Origin of the sequence: Planomonospora antibiotica, from assembly GCF_014647955.1 — a bacterium.
GTDB lineage: Bacteria > Actinomycetota > Actinomycetes > Streptosporangiales > Streptosporangiaceae > Planomonospora > Planomonospora parontospora.
This window is the reverse complement of sequence record NZ_BMQE01000030.1, coordinates 38,852-57,932: the sequence shown is the minus strand read 5'-3', so window position 1 is coordinate 57,932 and position 19,081 is coordinate 38,852. Positions and strand designations below refer to the sequence as shown.

19 protein-coding genes and 1 tRNA gene are annotated in these 19,081 nt (G+C 71.0%); 5 read left to right on the top strand and 15 right to left on the bottom strand.

Annotated features, from left to right (window positions below):
* The 3 genes from IEZ06_RS24320 to IEZ06_RS24310 form a co-directional block, all read right to left on the bottom strand.
* A complete protein-coding gene (locus IEZ06_RS24320; protein ID WP_189238990.1) occupies positions 1-390 on the bottom strand; it encodes a hypothetical protein in 390 nt (129 codons plus the stop codon).
* 7 nt (positions 391-397) lie between these two features.
* Positions 398-7,099, bottom strand: coding sequence for an RHS repeat-associated core domain-containing protein (locus tag IEZ06_RS24315; protein WP_203872154.1), 6,702 nt, complete (start codon positions 7,097-7,099; stop codon positions 398-400).
* 513 nt (positions 7,100-7,612) lie between these two features.
* Entirely contained in the window at positions 7,613-8,425 is an 813-nt protein-coding gene (locus IEZ06_RS24310) for an SDR family NAD(P)-dependent oxidoreductase (RefSeq protein ID WP_189238988.1), read from the bottom strand.
* 86 nt (positions 8,426-8,511) lie between these two features.
* On the opposite strand from IEZ06_RS24310, the gene IEZ06_RS24305 reads away from it, so the two are divergent.
* Both IEZ06_RS24305 and IEZ06_RS24300 read left to right on the top strand, forming a co-directional pair.
* Positions 8,512-9,138, top strand: coding sequence for a TetR/AcrR family transcriptional regulator (locus IEZ06_RS24305; RefSeq protein WP_189238987.1), 627 nt, complete (start codon positions 8,512-8,514; stop codon positions 9,136-9,138).
* A gap of 380 nt (positions 9,139-9,518) precedes the next feature.
* A complete protein-coding gene (locus tag IEZ06_RS24300; protein WP_189239019.1) occupies positions 9,519-10,223 on the top strand; it encodes a CBS domain-containing protein in 705 nt (234 codons plus the stop codon).
* Between the two features lie 65 nt (positions 10,224-10,288).
* Here the strand turns inward: IEZ06_RS24300 and IEZ06_RS24295 are convergent, their stop codons facing one another.
* From IEZ06_RS24295 to IEZ06_RS24280, 4 genes are all read right to left on the bottom strand, one after another.
* Complete coding sequence (locus tag IEZ06_RS24295) at positions 10,289-10,459, bottom strand: hypothetical protein (RefSeq protein WP_189238986.1); 171 nt, start codon at positions 10,457-10,459, stop codon at positions 10,289-10,291.
* Between the two features lie 148 nt (positions 10,460-10,607).
* On the bottom strand, positions 10,608-11,096 hold the full coding sequence (locus IEZ06_RS36595) for a hypothetical protein (protein ID WP_229798614.1): 489 nt from the start codon (positions 11,094-11,096) through the stop codon (positions 10,608-10,610).
* A gap of 178 nt (positions 11,097-11,274) precedes the next feature.
* A tRNA-Lys gene (locus IEZ06_RS24285) sits at positions 11,275-11,348 on the bottom strand.
* 134 nt (positions 11,349-11,482) lie between these two features.
* Complete coding sequence (locus tag IEZ06_RS24280; protein ID WP_229798613.1) at positions 11,483-12,034, bottom strand: nucleotidyltransferase family protein; 552 nt, start codon at positions 12,032-12,034, stop codon at positions 11,483-11,485.
* 119 nt (positions 12,035-12,153) lie between these two features.
* Between IEZ06_RS24280 and IEZ06_RS24275 the strand changes: the two genes are divergently transcribed.
* Positions 12,154-12,654, top strand: a complete 501-nt coding sequence (locus tag IEZ06_RS24275; protein ID WP_189238984.1) for a DUF6328 family protein — start codon at positions 12,154-12,156, stop codon at positions 12,652-12,654.
* A gap of 25 nt (positions 12,655-12,679) precedes the next feature.
* Positions 12,680-12,829 carry a GPGG-motif small membrane protein gene (locus IEZ06_RS24270; RefSeq protein WP_184719841.1) on the top strand — a complete coding sequence of 50 codons (150 nt, stop codon included), beginning with the start codon at positions 12,680-12,682 and terminating at the stop codon, positions 12,827-12,829.
* Between the two features lie 336 nt (positions 12,830-13,165).
* Here the strand turns inward: IEZ06_RS24270 and IEZ06_RS24265 are convergent, their stop codons facing one another.
* The 4 genes from IEZ06_RS24265 to IEZ06_RS24250 form a co-directional block, all read right to left on the bottom strand.
* Entirely contained in the window at positions 13,166-13,897 is a 732-nt protein-coding gene (locus IEZ06_RS24265; protein ID WP_196469708.1) for a metallophosphoesterase family protein, read from the bottom strand.
* Positions 13,894-14,139, bottom strand: coding sequence for a BON domain-containing protein (locus IEZ06_RS24260; RefSeq protein WP_068897500.1), 246 nt, complete (start codon positions 14,137-14,139; stop codon positions 13,894-13,896). The genes IEZ06_RS24265 and IEZ06_RS24260 overlap by 4 nt, the downstream gene beginning before the upstream one ends.
* A gap of 210 nt (positions 14,140-14,349) precedes the next feature.
* Positions 14,350-14,601 carry a DUF4235 domain-containing protein gene (locus IEZ06_RS24255; RefSeq protein ID WP_189238983.1) on the bottom strand — a complete coding sequence of 84 codons (252 nt, stop codon included), beginning with the start codon at positions 14,599-14,601 and terminating at the stop codon, positions 14,350-14,352.
* Positions 14,602-14,632: 31 nt separating this feature from the next.
* Complete coding sequence (locus IEZ06_RS24250) at positions 14,633-14,896, bottom strand: DUF6458 family protein (RefSeq protein ID WP_068897502.1); 264 nt, start codon at positions 14,894-14,896, stop codon at positions 14,633-14,635.
* Positions 14,897-14,973: 77 nt separating this feature from the next.
* Here IEZ06_RS24250 and IEZ06_RS24245 point away from each other — a divergent pair, with 77 nt between their 5' ends.
* Entirely contained in the window at positions 14,974-15,492 is a 519-nt protein-coding gene (locus tag IEZ06_RS24245; RefSeq protein ID WP_203872153.1) for a shikimate kinase, read from the top strand.
* A 114-nt stretch (positions 15,493-15,606) separates the two neighbouring features.
* Here IEZ06_RS24245 and IEZ06_RS24240 read toward each other — a convergent pair whose 3' ends face one another.
* The 4 genes from IEZ06_RS24240 to IEZ06_RS24225 form a co-directional block, all read right to left on the bottom strand.
* Positions 15,607-16,470 (bottom strand): SDR family oxidoreductase, encoded by an 864-nt coding sequence (locus IEZ06_RS24240; RefSeq protein WP_068897503.1) that lies wholly within the window; start codon positions 16,468-16,470, stop codon positions 15,607-15,609.
* Positions 16,471-16,530: 60 nt separating this feature from the next.
* Positions 16,531-17,157: a DUF305 domain-containing protein gene (locus IEZ06_RS24235; RefSeq protein WP_189238982.1), complete on the bottom strand. Its 627-nt coding sequence runs from the start codon at positions 17,155-17,157 to the stop codon at positions 16,531-16,533.
* 10 nt (positions 17,158-17,167) lie between these two features.
* Positions 17,168-18,043 (bottom strand): lytic polysaccharide monooxygenase auxiliary activity family 9 protein, encoded by an 876-nt coding sequence (locus IEZ06_RS24230; protein ID WP_229798611.1) that lies wholly within the window; start codon positions 18,041-18,043, stop codon positions 17,168-17,170.
* Positions 18,044-18,160: 117 nt separating this feature from the next.
* Positions 18,161-19,069: an NADP-dependent oxidoreductase gene (locus IEZ06_RS24225; protein WP_189238981.1), complete on the bottom strand. Its 909-nt coding sequence runs from the start codon at positions 19,067-19,069 to the stop codon at positions 18,161-18,163.
* Between the last annotated feature and the right edge of the window lie 12 nt (positions 19,070-19,081).

Genomic DNA, 19,081 nt, shown 5'->3' with positions numbered 1-19,081 from the left:
CTATTTCTTTGAAACCATTGAAATCCCACCTAGCGCAAGCGAGAACATCCGAACGAGCACCTTCCGAACATCCGGGTCTCGATCGAGCCGCTCCAGCGACGCAAATCTCCTCGGATCGATATCGATCGTGGCAATTCCACCAGCATCCTCGCCATCTACGATCGAGAAGATCAAGAGGCATCGATAGGCTCGAGTAACTCCTTCTCGCTCCTCACGCATCAGCGATTGAAGAAATATGGCCTCTTCCTTGACCTGGCCACGGAGTGCCTCCACCGAGGTCCACCGAGTCGCCCAGCCTCGCCCCTCCGCCTCCAATTGGATCTCGAGCAGCGTATTGAAATCGATCTGACATACACGAAAGTCAGGGTCAGTCGGATGAATCATGGACACCAGAACACTATTCCCCGCCATAGACGTCGATACGAATTCTCTTATTCGGGTCGATACGCCCATCTCTAATTCTTCGCAGGAGTTCGTCCCAACGGTGATGACCTCCAAGAATTTTCCCATTACGCGAGATGACAATTCCGTCTCCATCTGCGGCATCGTTGATCGCCTTCAAGAGCTCTTCGTCACTCAGCTCTTCGTGATACCACTGCGATGCCGGATCTCGAGTTGACTGCCCCTCCTTGTACTTTGCAGCGAGATCACTGGCCTTCTCGTAGATTGTCGACCAACAGCCAGCGTTGTGAACGAGAACATCCACCTCACCGACCTCCACATGGTATGTGTGGAGATCTCCCACGGTAAGGTTTCGGGTCCGCTGCTCGCCGGCCGTCCATCTGGCCACGGCGGTGATCTGGACACGAACTCCGGCGCTGGTCTGGAGCCAAGTCCCGGGTTGAAGCCTGGTGGCCTGCACCCAGCCCTGCTGATCGACGGTCCAGAAGGGATGCTCGTCGGTGGCAGTGATCGTACCGACCACCCCGCCCTTGCTCCCGTCGGTGTCGATGGTGATCTTTACGAGGTTCTTGGCGCCCTCGCCGGTGATGAGCGCGGTGACGGGTTTGGCCTGCGTCTTTCCGGTCTCCGGATCGGTGGCGAGGACCTGGTCGCCGACCTTGACCTGTTCGATGGGTTTCGCGGTGCCGTCGGCCATCACCACCTTGGTGCCGGGCACGAAGCTGTTCGGCCGCTTACTGCTACAGGCCGCATATGCTCGCTGCGCCGCTTCCCGGGCCTTGTCGGCGATCTTGAGCCGGTCCTTGGCCGCGATCCAGTTCTTGAAGGCGCCGATCGCGTCGCCGGCGTGTTTCCAGATCTTCTTGCCGAGCTCGTAGGCCTTCTTCCACTTCCACGGCAGGGCGTATTTAGTGGCCAGCTTGCCGGCCAGGCCCCCGGCCAGTGAGCCCAGGATGTTAAGCGCCGTCTCCCCGCACGCGCCGGCGTTGCCGCTGGTGAAGCACTGGATGCCGGCGGTGATGCCGAGCTCGTCGGCGGCGATCTTGGCCAGTGCCATGATCGCGTCGAGCATCAGTTTGAACTGCCGGTCGACCTCGGCTCTGGCGGCGTTGGCGGCCGCTTCGGCCTGCTGCTTGCGCTGGAGCTTGCAGGCCCGACTGCCGGGCTTGGCGCACGGGTCGGCCTTGCCGGTGGGGGTGTCGGGCCGCAGCCCAGTGGGGTCGGAGGCGCCGATCGGGTTGTTGCCGGCGTAGCCGTAGGGGTTGATCCACTGGGGTCGGTCGAGGTTGAGCAGCGGGTCGGTGGAGACGAACCGGGCGATGGCCGGGTCGTAGTAGCGGGCCGACAGATACGTCAGGCCGGTGGAGGCGTCCTCGGTCTTGCCGAGGAAGCCGCGGTCGGTGAAGGGCAGGTCGTCGGCGCCGCGGCGCTGGCCGTAGGGCAGGTAGCGCTCGCGAGCGATCTGGCCTGTGGCGTCGTCAATGGCCAGCTGCGTCGAGCCGTGCAGGCCCGAGGCCAGCCACTTGACCCCGGAGGCGTCGCGCATCGCGACGGTCGAGCCGTCGGGGCCAGTGTAGTAGCGGGTGGCCATCACCTGGTCGCCGGCCGACTTCACCTCCATGCCGCCGAGATACAGGGTGCGGGCGCCGTCAGGGTCGCGGCGGATCAGGCGTTCGCCGTCGGCGTCGTAGACCATGGAGGTCTCGGCGCCGTCGATGACGGCTTTGTCCAGCTGGCCGAGCGGGTTCCAGGTGAAGGTGCCCTGTTTGCCGTCGACGGTGCGGTGGGTCAGCTGCCCTGCGTCGTCGTAGCCGTAGGTGTCGGTGCGGCCGAGGCGGGTGATGGAGGTGACGGCGTTGGGCCGCACCGTCGCGGGTCCTGCGGCGGCGTAGCCGTAGGTGGCGGTGGCTCCGCCGTCGGTCAGGCTGGTGAGGTTGCCGACCGCGTCATAGGCGTAGGACTGGGCATAGGGGTCGGGGCCCTGGTCGTCGGGTTCGGCCACGCACGAGGAGCCGGTGGTGGTGAACGCCTTGGTCAACCGCTCCAGGCCGTCGTAGGTGAAGCATTCGGACTGGCCGTCGTGGATGCCGGGGATCGCGGAGGCGGCGTCCAGGGTGCGGGTGATCTGCCCGCCGAGGCTGTAGGTGTAGCGGTCGTCTTGCGCGGTGGCGGCTTCACGGGTACCGGTCTGGGCCGTGGTGGTCAGCCGTGACAGCCAACCGGTCGCCTCATCCCAGGTGAAGGTCCGCTTGACCTGGCCGTTCGTGCCGTAGGAGCGCTCGGCCGGCCGGGCGGTGGCGGAGTAGAGCGTGTCCTTGACGTAGGTGGTGCCGCCGCCGTGGTCGGAGGTCATGGCCTTGGGTAGGCCCAGGTCGGTGTAGGACAGCGCGAGGGTTTCGGCCATCAGACCGCCGGCGGCGGGCATGGTCTGCTCAGTCGGGTTACCGGCCCGGTCGTAGGCCGCAGCGAAGACGTACTCGCCGGCCAGGGCGCCTTCGGCGGCCGGGATGGTGAGTTTGGTGCCGGTCGGCCGGTAGGCGTGATCGTAGCCGGTGATGGCGTCGGTGTAGGCGTGGCCGCCGACATAGCGGGTGGCCGAGCTCAGCCGGCCCTTGGCGACGGTGTCGTAGACCCACTCGGCGGCCTTGGTCCCGGTGCCGGGCTCGCCGATCCACTGAGCGGTGCGCCGGCCGAGGTCGTCGTAGGTGTAGGAGAGCTTGGTGCCGCCTCCGTCCACGGTCCAGGTGATCCGGCCCGCCGCGTCGTAGCCGGTGCTGCCGGTGCCGGAGTCGGGGTCGGTGGAGGCGGTGCGGCGGCCCTGCCAGTCGTAGGTGAAGGTGCGCACGTTGCCGTTCGCATCGGTGATCTTGTTCAGTCGGCCGGAGGCGTCGTAGCCGTAGTGGGTGTCGTGGTGCACCAAGGCGTCTTGCCACTCCTCGGTGCGAACGGTGCGGTCGGCCGCGTCCGTGACCGTGACGGTCTTGCCTCCGACCGGTGGGGTGACCTCGGTGCGGTCGGCGCCCGGGTAGGCGGTCGTGGTGCGGCGCAGCTCGTCGGCCAGGTGGCGGTCGATGACCGCGACCGGCCGCTGCAGGGTGTCGTACAGCGTCTCGGTCCACTGCGGCACGCTGGAGAGGGCCGGGTTGAGCAGGCGGCTGCCAGGATCACCGGTGTTGTGGATCGGCTGGGTGACGGCCCGGGTCAGGCCGCGGGCGTCGTAGACGGTGGCGGTGACGATCCGGCCGCCCGCCGGGGAGGCCGCCTGCGTCTCGCGGGTGCGGCCCAGGCCGTCGTCGTAGGAGTGGGTGGTCAGGTATTTCGCCTCATCCCCGGTGCCCGACAGCAGCTTGCGCATGGTGGTCCGGGCGGGGGTGTCGCCGGGGACGTCGTAGGTGACGGTCGCGCTCGGGGTGCCGCCGCTGCGCGGCTCGCCCGGTCCCCACAGGGCGGTGGTGCGGCCCAGCGCGTCGTAGTCGATCTCGTAGCGCCTGCCGCCTGCGTCGGTCAGCATCGCGGGCAGGCCGCTCAGGTGCGAGGAGCGGGTGGTGACGGTGTGGCCGAGCGGGTTGGTGACGGTGGCGCCGGCGTGCGGCCAGCCCACCGCCGGGCTGTAGGCGGTCGTGGTGGTCTTGCCGGCCGGGTCGGTGGAGGTCAGCGGGCGGCCGTAGTCGTCGAACGTGGCCTTGGCGGTCGATACGCCGGTGGCACTGAAATGGCTGCGGGTCTCGGTGGCGTTGCCGTCGCTGGGCGTGTTGGTGGCCGGGTCGGTGCCGCCGTCGTAGAGCGTGACGCTCCTGCCCAGCACCGTCCCGGCGGCGCAGTCGTCGCCGGAGCGGGTCTCGACGGTCGAGGGCAGGCTGGTGAACCACTGCCCGGAGGCGGTGTTGCGGGCGTAGGCGGTGGCGGTGCAGACGTTATCGGCGGCCGTGGAGGTGTCGCCGTAGTCGTTGACCTTCGACGGCAGGCCGTCGGCGTTGTAGGCGGTGAGTGACTCGGTCCAGCGCCAGCCGCCGCCGCTCACCTGCTCCCGGGTGCGTTCCTTGGTGCGGTGGACGAACGCCGGGTCCTGCACGCCGGGCCCGGTGCCGGTGGCCACCACCGTGTACTCGTAGCGGGTCGATTCGACCTCGGCGAAGGTGCGCGGGCTGAGCGAGGTGAGCTTCCAGGTCTGCTCCTGCAGCACCTGCCCCTGCAGGGCGCGGGTGTCGGTGACGGTGCCGCCCTCGAAGGTCGTCACCGTGCCTCCGATGCCCCGCAGGAACGTGTCGGAGGTGACGGTGTAGCCGTTCGGGTCGGATCCAGAGCCGCGCGTGGTGCGCACGGTGCCGTAGCCGCGCCAGTCCGTGGACGGCGGGGATAGGCCCGGCTCGGTGTACTCCACCGGGTTCGCCCAGCCGGGACCGTCGAGGTACTCGTAGCTGTGCACCATGTCCGGCGAGCCCGCCACGAGGTCGCGTTCGGTCACCTTCGTCGCGAGTTGCTTGAAGTAGCGGGTCCAGGCCTCGTTGCCCTCGATGGACGCGTCGATCTCGTAGCAGTCGCCGACCTTGTCGGCGAAGTAGTCGCTGCCGTCGCGGCCCTTGCCGCCCGAGCACGGATCGGCCTGGCCGTAGGCGACCTCGATGCGACCGCCCATGCCGTTGGCGATGGCGGCGATGCGCGGCACCATCCGCCACGACAGCAGGTCCGTCCAGTCGGACATGTCGTCGTAGACCATCTTCCCGGCCAGCATCACCGCGTCGAAGCCGGTCGCCGGCAGCGTGATCGGATCCCCTCCCGCCAGGCCGGTCTGCCGCACCGAATCCAGCCAGAGCACCGGGTCGTACGGCGCGCCGAAGTCGGTGCGCGTGTAGACCCACTCGTGCTCGAAGTCCAGGCGGGTGACCGCCTCCCAGCCGCCGTCCGGGCCGGCCGCCTCGGTCTGCACCGAGACGAGTTTGCGGGTGGAGTAGAACGCCAGCGCGTCGTTGGCGCAGCCCTGCGCGGTCGTGCACAGCAGATCGCCCGGCACGTCCACCCCGCCGCGGTCGGCGGTGGTGAAGACCGTGCGCGTGGTCGGCGTGCTGCCGGCCACCTGGGTGTTGTGGCCCCACTCGACCTTGGCCAGCACCCCGCCCCGGTCGTACGGCATCACCCGGTAGGTCTCGTGGTAGCAGGAGGGCAGGCAGAAGTAGTTGGTCTCCGGCGCGTAGGTGTAGTCGATGACGTTCTCGTTGGCGTCGATCGACTGGTCCAGATTCCAGCGCCACACCCCGGTACAGGTCGGCGGATCGGCGTCGGTGAAGTACCGCTCCCAGCACGGCTCGCCCCGCTGGTTGGCGATGTACGGCAGCTGCCACTGGGCGTCGCGGCGGTAGCCGAACCGCGACACCTGGCCTTCGGAGGAGGTCACCTTCCAGTACGGCTGGCCGTCCGCGCCGCCGGAGACCTGCTCGATCTTCCAGCCGAAGTCCGGCACCGTCTTCCACGCGCCCGACGTGCGGTCCTTGACGATCGCAGCCGAGCGGCCGCCCACGTTGAGCACCAGATCCGACTGGGTGTAGTCGTTGGTCGCCGCATCATTGTCGTTCTCGTCCGGCGACTCCCAGCACACCGCCCGCCCGGCCGTCCCGAGCTCCTCGGCGTACCAGGTCAGCTCGGCGGTCTCCCAGTCGTAGTAGTTGTCGACCGTGCAGCGCCGGTACTTTCGCTCGATGAACCCGGTGTTCAGCTCCCAGCCCGCACCCACCACACCGGACTGGTTGTTGGTCCAGTCTCCCTGCCCGTCGACGGAGGAAGCGTCGTAGCCCAGCGACAGGCCGGGCCCGTTGCCGACCGGGGACGGCGCCTCCGGCAGCGGGTAGTCGTAGCTGAACGATCCGCCGGAGGTGCCGGCCTGCCAGGTGCCCGACGGCTTGAGGTCGGTGGCGCCGAAGTTGCCGTCCGGGCCGGTCATCCCGCCCGCCATCACGAACACCGACCCGGCCGCCGACTGCTCGGCCGCAACGGCCTGCGCCTCGGCGCGCGCGGCGGCCTTGGCGTCACCCTTCGGCGGCGCCGGGACCTTGGCGGGGGCGGGCCTGCCGATCTCCACCTCGGCGACCAGCACGCCCTTCTTGAGGTCGTTGCGGGCGGCGACGGGCTGCGGGCGCACCACGCAGCCCTTCGGCCGCGGCGTCGTCAGCGCGCAGGCGGGCAGGCGCAGCAGGCGCAGCCGGGAGGCGAAGTTGCCGCCGAAGGCGTCCCGGAAGCCCGCGTAGGAGAACTCCGCCCGCACCTTTCCCGCCGCGGCCGAGCCGTCGGCCCGCTCGATGCGGGCCGCCACCCCGACGCCGCCCAGTTTCCGGACCGCCTCCGGGGCCAGCGTCTCCACCCTCACCGTGCCGACCGCCGCGGCCTTGTCCGCTGCGGCGATCCGGACCGGCAGGTCCGCGGCCCGCTCCAGGCCGGCGCCCGCCCGCACCTCTGCGCTCCCGGCCTTGGGCCAGACCGGCGGCTTGGGCGTGACCTTCGGGTCCTTCTCCTCGGCGCCCTTGTCCACCTTTGCATCCGGAACGGCGCGGCCGTCGACCGACGGCTCGGGAGCCGACTCGTCCGGGGCTGCGGCGGCGGCCCGCCGCATCAGGTCCTCGGGGACTCCCACCCCGGAGATCAGCAGTGACATCGTCAGTGCGATCACCGCAGCCGTCAGCCACACGCGCACGCGCCGGATCCGCATCCCGAGCCCTTCTCCGAGGCACGCTGACGCAGACCCCGGCGGCAGGGTCGGGAAACGTCAGAGAGCAGAGGAAAGAACGATCACCAGGGATGTTGATCGGGATGACAGGACGGGTCAATCCACCGGAGCGTCACCGACCCGATGCACCGCGTTCTTCCGGAGCACTCCAGCACCATGGATCCCATGGTCACGCAAGGAGTTAACAGCCACCAAAAACGCAGAATTCATAGGAAATCTCATATGTGATACGCATCACATCGACCGTTGGAACGATTCTTTTCGAGCATCGAATGACAGGCCCGAAAAGCGGTGATAGCGAAGGCGGAAATCTTTCCCGCAACCCCGCAGGGAAAAGCGGATACCGGCTGTTCCGGTCTTCGGGTCCTCTCGTCAGGTCAGGCCGTCGGCCCTGTCAGGCAAGGAACTTCCGCTCCACTTTCCGCGGTGACGGCGAAGGACGGGAGAGGGGTCCGGACGAGAGGGAGCACCACGATGCGCCCGGCGCGGGAGGGGTCACCGTGCCGTGGCGGGCGTGAGCTCGTCGGCCACCTGCCGGGTGACCATCCGGCCGATCATCGCGACGAGCTTGCGGGGCCGCCTCGGCATCAGGTGGGACACCGCGAAGTTGCCGAGGCCCGGCACCACGTAGCCGCGGTCGCGGTCGAGCGCGCGCAGCGCCGCGGTGACGACCTGCTCCGGCGTGCTCATCTTCGCCCCGATCGCCGCCTTCCGCGTGCCGATCCTGTCGAAGAACGCCGTCTCGACCGGGCCCGGTGCGACGGCCAGCACCTTCACCCCGGTGCCGCGCATCTCGCTCCACAGGGCGAGGCTGAAGTTGAGGACGAAGGTCTTGGAGGCCCCGTACGTCGCGAAGTAGGGGGTGATGTTGAAGCCCGCGGTCGATCCCACGTTCACCACCGCTCCGGAGCCCCGCGAGAGCATCCCTGGCAGGAAGGCGTGGGTCAGCCCCACCAGGGCCACGACGTTGACCATGAGCTCATCGTGCTCGCGCTCGGCCGCGATGCCCTCGAAACGTCCCGCCGTGCCGAAGCCCGCGTTGTTGACCAGCAGGTCGACCGTGATCTCCCGCGCGGCGAGCGCCTCGGCGACCCGCGTGGCGGCGTCGGGCGCGGACAGGTCCTGCGCGACGACCTCCGCCCGGACTCCGTAGGCGCCCCGCAACTCGTCGGCCAGCGCCTCCAGGGCGGGCGTCGAGCGGGCGACCAGCACGAGGTGGTGGCCGCGGGCGGCCAGTTGACGGGCGAACTCGGCGCCGATGCCGGAGGAGGCGCCGGTGACCAGGGCGGTGGTGTTCTGCGACTTCATGAGAAGGAACGTATCAGATAAATCTCTATCTGCAACAGATGGTCTCACTTACTCGATGGAGTCGAGCGAGGTTGTAGCGTCTTCGCATGAGCGGTACAGCAGGCAGGCCGTTGCGGGCGGACGCCGAACGCAGCATCAAAGCGATCATGAGAGCGGCCGAGGACCTGCTCGGCGCCAATCCGGCCGCCACCATGGAGCAGATCGCCGAGGCGGCGGGGGTGGCGCGGGCGACCGTCCACCGCAGGTTCGCCAGCCGCGAGGCGCTGCTCGAGACGATGGAGGTCACCGCCTGGCGCGAGATCGAGCAGGCCGTCGAGGCCGCCCGCCCGCAGACCGCGCCCCCGCTGGTCGCCCTGCACCAGGCCACCGCGAACATCCTGCAGATCAAGCCGGGCTGGCGCTTCACGCTGGCCCGCCCGATCCCGCTCAGCCCGCGGGCGCAGGCCGTCCACGCCGCCGTGATGGCGAACTGCGAGACGGTCTTCGCCAGGGCCGTGGAGTCCGGCCTGCTGCCGCCGGACATCGACACCGCCTGGGCCAGGCAGGCGTACCTCGCCCTGCTGGGCGAGGCCGCGCACCACGCCGGCCGGGACGCCGGGACCGCCTGCGCCGTCCGGGCCACCGATCCCGACGCCCTCGCCACCCTCGTCATCGACACGCTGATGTACGGCCTGGCCCGGCCGGCGGCGCCGCAGGACCGCCGCACGGGCTAGCCCTCCGGTACGCCCTCCCGGGGCCGGGTCCCCGGTCCCGGCGGGTCGGGCTCTTCGTCCCCGCTCCCCTCCCCTCCCCTCCCCGGCCGGGGCGAGCGGCCGGTCGGACAGGTCCCGCCGTTCGTCCCGGCCGCGGAGGGCGTCGGCGTGATCGAGCCCCGTCCGCCGCCGGACGGTGGCCGAAAGACCCTGCCGCCGGGGACCTCCGCCCCCTCCTCGCCGGACCCGCCCGGCGGTGGAATGGAGGAGCGGGAGATCCCGGGCCGGGAGGCGGATCCGGCCGGGACGACCGCACCGAACCGCGGAGCCGCGCGGGCGGGCCGGCGGAGACCGGCCCGCCCGCGCTTCCCCCGACGCCCCACCGGAGGCTCACCGTGAAGATGACCGTCAAGGACGTCATGACCGCCGAGGTCGCGGCCGTGCGGGCGAACGCGCCCTTCCACACGATCGCCGCACTCCTCATCGACCGGAGCGTGAGCGGCGTCCCGGTCGTGGACGCCGAGCAGCGGGTGGTCGGCGTCGTGTCCGAGGCCGACCTGCTCCGCAAGGAGGAGTTCAAGGAGCGCTACTACGGCGAGGCGTACCGCCCGCCGCTGCGCACCCGGCTCCGCCACCGCCTGGCCGAGGACGGCGACGTCGAGCGCAGGGCGGCCGGGGACACGGCCGAGGAGCTGATGACCTCCCCCGCCGTCGTCACCACCCCCGACTCCTCCATCGTGCTGGTCGCCCGCATGATGGACCGGCACGGCGTCAAGCGGCTCCCCGTGGTCGCCTCCGACGGCACCCTGGTCGGCATCGTCAGCCGCCGCGACGTGATCCGCGTGTTCGTGCGCAGTGACGCCGAGATCGAACGCCGCGTCCGCGACGACGTCATCGTGCGGAACCTCTGGGCGGATCCGGAGTCCGTGCGGATCACCGCCCGGGAGGGGGTCGTGACGATCTCCGGCGAGCTGGAGACGCGCAGCCAGGCCGCCGCTGCCGTCCGCGTGACCCGCAACCTCGACGGGGTCGTCGACGTGGTCGACGAGCTCTCCTGGCGGACCGACGACACGGTGCCCGTCCCGGTCGGCCGGGGCGGGGCCTGAACTCCGTCGCGACCGGACGGACCGGAGACTCCGGGACGGACCGGAGACGCCGGAGAGGGCAGGTCTCAGAAGGTGTGGTTGTGGTGGCCGGGGTCCTCGGCCCCGTGCGACCTCTCCAGCTCGGCCTCCAGGCCGGGGACCAGGCGTTCGAGGGCCTCGTGCCACTCCCGGTGGCGTCCGGGGTGCTCGACCATGGCCCCGCAGGTCCGGCACAGGGGCAGCGGATTGATCGTCATATCGTGATCCCTCCGGGGGTGGGCGATCGGCGTTCACGGTCAACTGCCCCCCGGCGGGCCCTCCTATCACGATCGCCGCAGGAGAAGCCGTCCGGCCGTCCGGTCCGGGGAACCCGGAGAGCCCGGAGGGGGCGAGGAGATCGGAGGTTCAGGAGAAGACGTAGCACTCCACCTCGGCCCTGCGCTGCGTCAGCCCGCCCGTCACCCACTTCTCGACGCACCCGCGCTCCCGCTCGCTGAGCGGGAGCCGGCCGCACACGGTGACGCCGGAGTACGTCCGGCAGTCCAGGTCGCGCTTCTCCCGCCCCACCCGGTAGTCGCGCCGGACGGCCGCCAGGCACTCCTCCCGCAGCCCGGCCGTGTCGGCGTACCGGCACTGGCCGGTCAGGATCCGGTGCTGCTCCGGGCTCACCTCGGCCCCGCCCGCGGAGGACCCGTCAGGAGACCCGCCCGGCGTCCGGTCCGGAGTCCGGTCCTTCCCGGCCCCGTCCGGCTTCGCCTCGTCCGGCCGGGCCGGGTTCACCGCCGTCCCCGCCGCCGGGACCGGCGGCGACGCCTGCGCCGGGGCGCCCTCCGGTCCGGAACCGCAACCGGCGGCCGCCATGGTCAACGCCAGCACGCAGACGAATGCTCTCATATCGTGACCCCCGGCCCAGCGTAACCCGAGCCGGGTCTGATCCCGGAAAACTCCACGCATTGCTTGGGTAGGCGGACCTCGCCGCGGCCCGGCCGCCCGCCGCCGCTCCCGGCGGCAGTCCTCCCACGGAGAGGAAAGGAAAGAGCCCGGGTCACCTGTGACCCGGGCTCTCCGCCGGTGCGCCGCCAGGGACTCGAACCCCGGACCCGCTGATTAAGAGTCAGCTGCTCTAACCAACTGAGCTAGCGGCGCTTGACCAGGAAAAGACTACAGGACTCCGCCTGGTGGTCCGTACATCACGCGACATGTACGGAGTGCGGCGGTGCTGACGCTTCCCGGCGCTCCGGCGTTTTCCCGTGCCCCCTGGGGCCCCGGCGTTCCCGTGCTCAAGGCCAGGCCGGATCGCCCTCCGAGTCGACGGGGTCGGAGACCACGCCCAGCCGCTCCAGCAGGACCAGGAAGGTCGAAGCGTACGGCGAGTCCCGGACGACCGCCGCCACCCGGTTCCAGTCGACCTGCTCGCGCAGCGCCCGGACCTGCGGCAGCAGGGAGCCGTAGTCGCAGGCGTGCTCCGAGAGCGGCAGCAGCCACGAGATCACCAGGTCGGTCGCCTCCAGGACGGGGACGATCACCGCGGAGGCCTTCAGCGGCTCGGCCCGCTCCAGCAGGGCGGGGGTGACCGCGTTGTCGGCGATCCGGAAGATCAGGTCCACCAACCGGCCCTCGTCGTAGGCTTTGACCAGCCAGTCCTCCGGCGGTTTGGCCGTGGTGAAGCCCAGTTCGCTCAGTGCCTCCAGGGCGGTCGGCACGTCCTCCTGCGGCAGGACGAAGTCGACGTCGTGCAGCGAGGGTGCGGCCCCGCGCGCGTAGGCGGCGCATCCGCCGGCAAGCGCGAAGCGGACACCGGCGTCTTTGAGCGCACTGCTCGATCGCTTCAACGTCTCCAGAATGGCGTCGGTGACCTCATGGCTGTGGCTTCCCATAAACGAGTGGCTACCCCCTGGACCGGCCGGTAGTCCCCAGGTATGACCTGGGTAAGCCCGGGTAATGGACTTTGATGATTCAACCTGAAGAAGTCCGTACAGAACCCCCCGCGCCGGGTGAGAGTCACAAGGAGCGCGTTGACCGCGAGTTGACCGAGCTGCTCCAGGGCCTGCGCGTCGCGGTCACCGGGGTGCAGGTCCTTTTCGCCTTCCTGCTGACGCTGCCCTTCTCCGCCGGTTTCGAGAAGGTGGACACCCTCGGCCGCTGGCTTTTCTTCATCTCGCTGCTCAGTTCGGCCTTCGCCTCGGTCTGCTTCATCACGCCGGCCGCCCAGCACCGCCTGCTGTTCCGCACGGGACTGAAGGAGAGGATGCTGCACCGCGCCAACGAGCTCGGCATCGTCGGCGCGATCGCGCTCGCCGTCGCGATGACGAGCGCGGTCGCGCTCGTCACGGAGACGGTGATCCCTGGCTGGCCGGCGGCGGTCTTCGGCGCGGCGGTGGGGCTGCTCAGCGCCTGGTTGTGGTTCATCCAGCCGATGATCGATCTTTACCGGGAGAAGGACGTTAGCTGACGATTCCTTGGGGCAGTCGCCTTTCATGGCTACCTTGCTCTGGATCATCGCAGTCGTACTGGTCATCTCCGGGATCTACGTGATCCTGGCCCGCCGCGACCTCCTCTGGGGGATCGTGCTCATCGTGCTCGGCTTCCTGGTCGGCCCGGGGGGTGTGAGCATCTTCAACGTCTGACGCGGGCCATGGCCCGCCGACACCACCGCATCGAAGTCCCGTCACAGAGTTCGGATCACAAGACCTAGCGGGCCGGGTTCCCACCCGGCCCGCTTCCGTGTCCGCTTCCCACCGGTCCCGGTCCGCTTTCGTTTCCCACCGGCCCCGGTCCGTGTCCGTGTCCGCTTCCCACCGGTCCCCGGGACCGCCGCGCCCCCGGGGACCTTCCCGGGGCCTGCGTTCCCGGGACCGCTGCCGACGTCGGCTCAGCGGTCCCGGCGACGCCCGCGGCGGCCGGCTTCTCGGCATCGGCCGCCGTCGCGGCATCTCACCATCGCCCACCGCCGTCGTGGCGTCTCAGCACTGGCCGTCGCCGTCGTGGCAGTAGACCGCGTAGGCCCGGCCCAGCACCGGCAGCGCCACGTTGCGCACCCGGATCCCGCCGGGCGTCATGCCCTTCTCGGTCCCCTTGTGCGCGTGGCCGTGCACGATCAGGTCGGCGCCCTCGGCGTCCACGGCCTCGGCCAGCAGGTAGCTGCCCAGGAAAGGGTAGATCTCCAGCGGCTCGCCCTCCAGCGTGTCGTTGACCGGCGAGTAGTGCGACAGGACGACGCGCACGTCGGCCTCGGTCTCCTTGAGCGCGCGCCGCCAGCGGTCCGCGATCCGCTTCGTGTGGTTCACGAACGCCTTGATCTCCGGCTCACCGAACTCGCTGGCGCACTTGCCGGCGAACCCGCCGCCGAACCCCTTGCCTCCGACCACGCCGAGCCGTGTCCCGCCGATGTCGAGGACGACCGCGTCGTCGTGGAGCACCATGATCCCGGCGTCGCGCAGCAGAGCCGCGATCTCCGCGGGCCGGTCGGAGTGGTGGTCGTGGTTGCCGAGCACGGCGACCACCGGGATGGGCAGGTCGCGGAACTCGTCCGCCACCACCTGGCCCTCCTCCAGTGTGCCGTGCCGGGTCAGGTCTCCGGCCAGTAGCAGCACGTCGGCCTTGTCCTCGATGCCGGCGAGATGCTCGCGGTAGCGGCCCCGGACGTCCTCGCCCAGGTGCACGTCACCGACCGCCGCGATGCGCAGCTTGCTCACAGCTTCTCCTCCCCTCCCGGTTCCCGGATGTCCGCCACGGTGAGCTCGTTGCGGACCGCCAGTCCGGGAGCCGCCTCCTCCGCCACGCCGGCGATCAGATCGCGGCGTTCCTCGGAGGTCACCTGGCCGCGCAGGAAGAGCTGCTCTCCTCTGACGTCCACCCGGATGCCGAGTTCGGTGGTGCGTTCGTCCTCCGCCAGCGCCTGTTGCACCCGCGCGGCGACGTACTGCGGAGCCTCCATGATCGAACTCCTTTCGCCCTCAGAACAGCTCGCCTTCCCGCGATGCCGGAGGGCAAACGGACCGGGAGATCGACCGGAGGCCGTACCGGGCCGGTCCCGGGCAGGCGAAAGCCCCGGCGCCGTCCTGGAGCCGGGGTCCCGCCGCGGGCACACGGAAGCCCCGGCACCCTCCTGGGGGCCGGGGATCTCGCGCGGGCCGTGCCGGCGGCCCTACTTCCCGGTGGCCTGGTGCAGGCTCCGGGACGCGGAGCGGTCGATCGCCGCCTTGACCATGCCGTAGATCGCGCCCTGCACGGCCGCCGCGACGAGGATCTCGCCCCAGCCGTACTCCTCGGACGTGGCCTGCGGCGCGTCGTCCTTGCCCGCGGCCAGCTTCCAGACCTGCTTGAAGATGGCGCCGGCGACGAGGCCGCCGAGCATTCCGCCTGCGGTCCCCACGCCTCGGGATACGAGAGTGCTCAATGTCCGTCCTCCGTCTCACGTTGCGGGAATCTCACACGACCGGCGGGTCGTCGTAGTGACGCTCCTCGTAGACGCGCCGGTGGGTCACCGGGTCCTCCTCGACGACCACCGTGGTGGGCGCGATGGCCCTGCGGGCGACGTTCATCCGGTAGATGGCGATCAGCAGCCAGACCAGGCCGCCCAGCATCAGGATGACGCCGAGGATGTTGATGTCGAACCCCGCGAGATCGAATTCGACCGCCCATGTGAAGATGGCGCCGAGCATGATGAGGATGATTCCGCCTGCGATGGTCATGGGATTTCCCTCCTTCGTGCCAACGCCACTTCACCTATCCCCCACACGGATCTCAAACGTTGACCTCGGAGGCCGCCGTGAAATTCAACCGTCCGATCGTCGTGACGGGCCTGATGGGCGCGGGCAAGTCCTCCGTGGCCCGCATCCTGGCCGCGGAGCTGGGCCGCGAGCTGCGCGACAGCGACCCTGACCTCTCCGCCCGGTACGGCGGCGCCACGGCGGCCCAGACGGCCGAGCGGGAGGGCGTGGAGGAGCTGCACCGCCGGGAGGCCGAGCACCTGCGCGAGTCCCTCGCCGAGCAGCCGCCCCCGGTGATCGCCGCGGCCGCGAGCGTGGTGGAGGACCCGGCCTGCCGGGCGGCGCTGGCCTCCGCGCTGGTGGTCTGGCTGGACGCCCCGGCGGAGGTCCTCGCCGAGCGGATGCTCTCCGGCGGGCACCGCCCGCACTTCGAGCCCGACCTCGACGTGATGCTCGCCAAGCAGCGGGCCCGCAGGGGGCCGTTCTTCGCCGAGGTGGCGGACCTGACCTTCGACGTGTCGGCGGCCGAACCCGCGGAGGTGGCCTCCTCGGTGCTCGCCTCGCTCGGCGGCCGGTGACCCCGTACCCCGCCGACCGGTGAGCCCGTACCCCGCCCTGCGCTCCGGCCCGCCCCGCGGGCGCCGGACGGCCCACCGGACGGGCCACCGAACGGCCCGGAGCACGCCGCCGGCTCATCCCGGCAGCGTCTCGCCGCCGATCGGAGCCAGGACCTCCCCGGTGTAGTAGGAGGAGAGCCGGTCGGAGGCGAAGAAGACGTACGACGGCGCGATCTCGTCGGGCTGGGCGGGGCGCTTCATCGGCACCTGCTCGCCGAACTTGCCGACCTTCTCCTCCGGGAAGGTCGCGGGGATCAGCGGCGTCCAGACCGGCCCCGGCGCCACCGCGTTCACCCTGATGCGCCGCTCGACCAGGGTCTGCGCGAGCGAGTAGGTCAGGGCGTTGATCGCCCCCTTGGTCGCGGAGTAGTCGATCAGGGTCTTGTTCCCGCGCAGTCCGTTGATCGAGGAGGTGTTGACGATGGCGCTCCCGTCGGGCATGTGCGCGAGGGCCGCCTTGGTCACCCAGAAGTAGCTGTGGATGTTGACGGCGAACGTGCGCTCCCACTGGGAGTCGGAGAGCTCCTCCAGCGACTCCACCGGCGCCTGCGTGGCGACGTTGTTGACCAGCACGTCGAGGCCGCCGAGTGCGGAGACGGCCGACTCGACCACCTGCCGGCAGTGCGCGGCGCTCGCCAGGTCGCCCGGGAGCAGCACGCAGCGCCGCCCCTCCTTCTCGACGAGGCCCTTGGTGTGCTCGGCGTCCTCGTGCTCGTCCAGGTAGGCGATGGCGACGTCGGCGCCCTCCTTGGCGAACGCGACCGCCACGGCCCGCCCGATGCCGGAGTCGCCCCCGGTGATCAGGGCGCGCTTGCCGGCGAGGAGGTCGCGGCCGGCGTAGTCGCGCATCTCGTCCCTGGGCTCGGGTGTCATCGCCCCGCTCTCCCCGGGGTAGGGCTGGGTCTGGGGCGGCGGCGTGCTGCTCTGTTCCTGTGGCATACGGCCCGCCTACCCGATGTCCCGCGCCGCATTCCCGCCGTGCCCGCGGGAGGTACGGCCTCAGTCGCCGAGCAGCGCCAGCATCCGCTCGACCTGCGCCGTGCGGGAGGCGTCGATCCGCCCGGCCAGCGCCCTGACCTCGGGATGCAGCCCGGCGACGGCCTCCGCCCTGGCCAGCTGCGCCGCGTCGTCCTGGTGGGCGATCATCATGTTGAGGAAGGTCCGCTCGAAGTCGGCGGGGGCCGCGTCCGCGACCGAGGCGATCTCGCGCGCGGCCGTCTCCGGCATCCCGCCGTGCGCGGCGTGCTCGTCGGGCGGCGCGGTCGGCGGCTGGCCCCAGTCGCGCAGCCTGCCCGCCATGGCGGCCGTCTCGGCCTCCTGCGTCGTGGCGATCGCCGCCGCCAGGGTGCCGACCTCCTCGCGGACCTCCCGGCCGCGCGCCAGCCGGGCCAGCTCGACGCCCTGGCCGTTGTGGACCACCATCATCTGCAGGAACATCACGTCGGCGGAGTTGAAGCCCCGGACGGCGCCGGTCGCGGCCGCCCGCTCGGCCGCCGCCTCCCGCGCCCACCGGCCCTCGGGGGCACCGCAGCCGGCGACGGCCACGAGGGCCGCGACGGCGAGCAGGGCCACCGGGAGGGCCGGTGGGACGCGCCGCGCTCCGCACTCCGTACGGGGTCGCGTCATGGCGGTCGGATCAGAGACGCTGCCAGAGGGCCGGGACGTTCGGCGGTTCCCAGCCCGTCAGGGAGGTGTGCGCCTGCCGGCACTGGTAGGTCGCCCCGCCGTAGGTCACCCGGGCGCCCGCCGCGTAGGCGGTGCCGGGCGCCCAGGTGCCGCCCGGCTGCGAGGTCGGGGTGGGCGTCGGGGTGGCGGTCGGCGTGGGGGTGGGCGTGACCGTGGGGGTCACGGTCGGGGTGGGCGTCGGGGAGGGGTTGGAACCGCCGCCGAAGTCGACGTCGCTGCAGGTGTAGAAGGCCTCCTCGCTGCCGACCACCCGCTGCCAGATCGAGTAGATCAGGGCGCGGCCGCTCCGCTGCGGGAGGTTGATCGTCCAGTTGGTGTAGGTGGCGGGGTTCTGGTTGTTGAAGGTCCTGATGTGCTCCAGGTCCGACCAGCGCAGCGGCTGGGACGGGTTCCAGCCCGGCTTGGTGATGTAGAACTCGAAGTTGCTGTTCGCGTGCGGCGCGGTCGCGTGGTACGTGATCGTCAGCGGCCCGGGGCTGACCCGGGTCGCGGGCCAGTCGGTGCGGGCGAGGTTCAGCCCGCGGTACTTGTCCCGCCCGGCGCCGCAGAGCTGGCCGTCCGGGATGATCTCGCGGTGCCGTCCGCCGGCGTCGAGCCGGGACACCTCGTGCCAGTCGTAGAACGCCTGGGTCCCGCCGGCCGCGACGGCGGCCTTGCACGCGGCGGACTTGGGGTTGTCCGGGCCCTCGGTCTTGCAGACGTAGGCGCGGCTGGGCGGGTTCGACATGGATCCGTGGGCCTGCGCGGGGGTGGTGGGGATCACGGCCAGCAGGGATCCGAGCATGAGGGCGGCGGCCCCGGTGGCCGCCTTGGGTCGCACGTACACGTGGACGCCTCCTGATTGGGGGGAAATGGAGGTAGAGCATGTCCAACGGCCGACGGATAGCACGTTATTAATAGGAAACCTTACTAAGAATTTCCTTCGGGGGCCACCCTCCCGCCCTCAGCTCACGGTCAGGACCACCTTGCCCCGCCCGTGCCGCGCCTCGACCTCGCGGTGGGCCTCGGCGGCCCGCTCCAGCGGGTAGGCCCGGCGGACGTGCCAGGCCAGGGCGCCCCGGACGTGCAGCTCGGCGAGCTCCGCCAGCCGGGAGGCCAGTCGGACGCCCCGGGTCGTCTGCACGCCCAGTCCGGCGGCGCGGCCGTGCTCGACCAGGGTGACGATCCGATCGGGCTCCACCAGCCGCAGCGAGACGTCGAGCGCCTCGCCCCCCGCCCCGTCCAGGACCGCGTCCACCCCGCCGGGGGCCGCCGCGCGGACCCGCTCCTCCAGGCCCTCGCCGTACGCCACGGGGACGGCGCCGAGGGAGCGCAGGTAGTCGTGGTTCTCCTGGCGCGCGGTGCCGATGACGACGGCGCCGCGCGACCGGGCGAGCTGCACCGCGGCGGTGCCGACCGCGCCGGCGGCGGCGTGGACCAGGAGCGTGTCGCCCTCGCCCGCGCCCAGCTGCTCCAGCGCGATGTGGGCGGTCTGGGTCCCGGCGGTGAAGCCGCCCGCCACCTCCCACGACATGCCCGCCGGCTTGGGCGTGACGTTCTCCGCCGGGACCACGACGTACTCGGCGTAGCAGCCCAGCAGGTCGAAGCCGAGCACCTCGTCGCCCGGCGCGAACCCGGTCACCCCGGCGCCCACCTGGTCGACCACCCCGGCGAACTCGTTCCCCGGCACCCGGGGCAGACCGCCGGAGACCCCGGGCGGGGTCCAGCCCTGCCGCACCGCCACGTCGAAGGGCTGCACGCCCGCCGCCCGCACCCGGACGCGCACCTGGCCGCCGCCCGCCCGCGGGGTCTCCACCTCCATGGTCCGCAGCACCTCGGGGCCGCCGAACTCGGAGAACGCCGCCACCTTCATCCCAGACTCCTT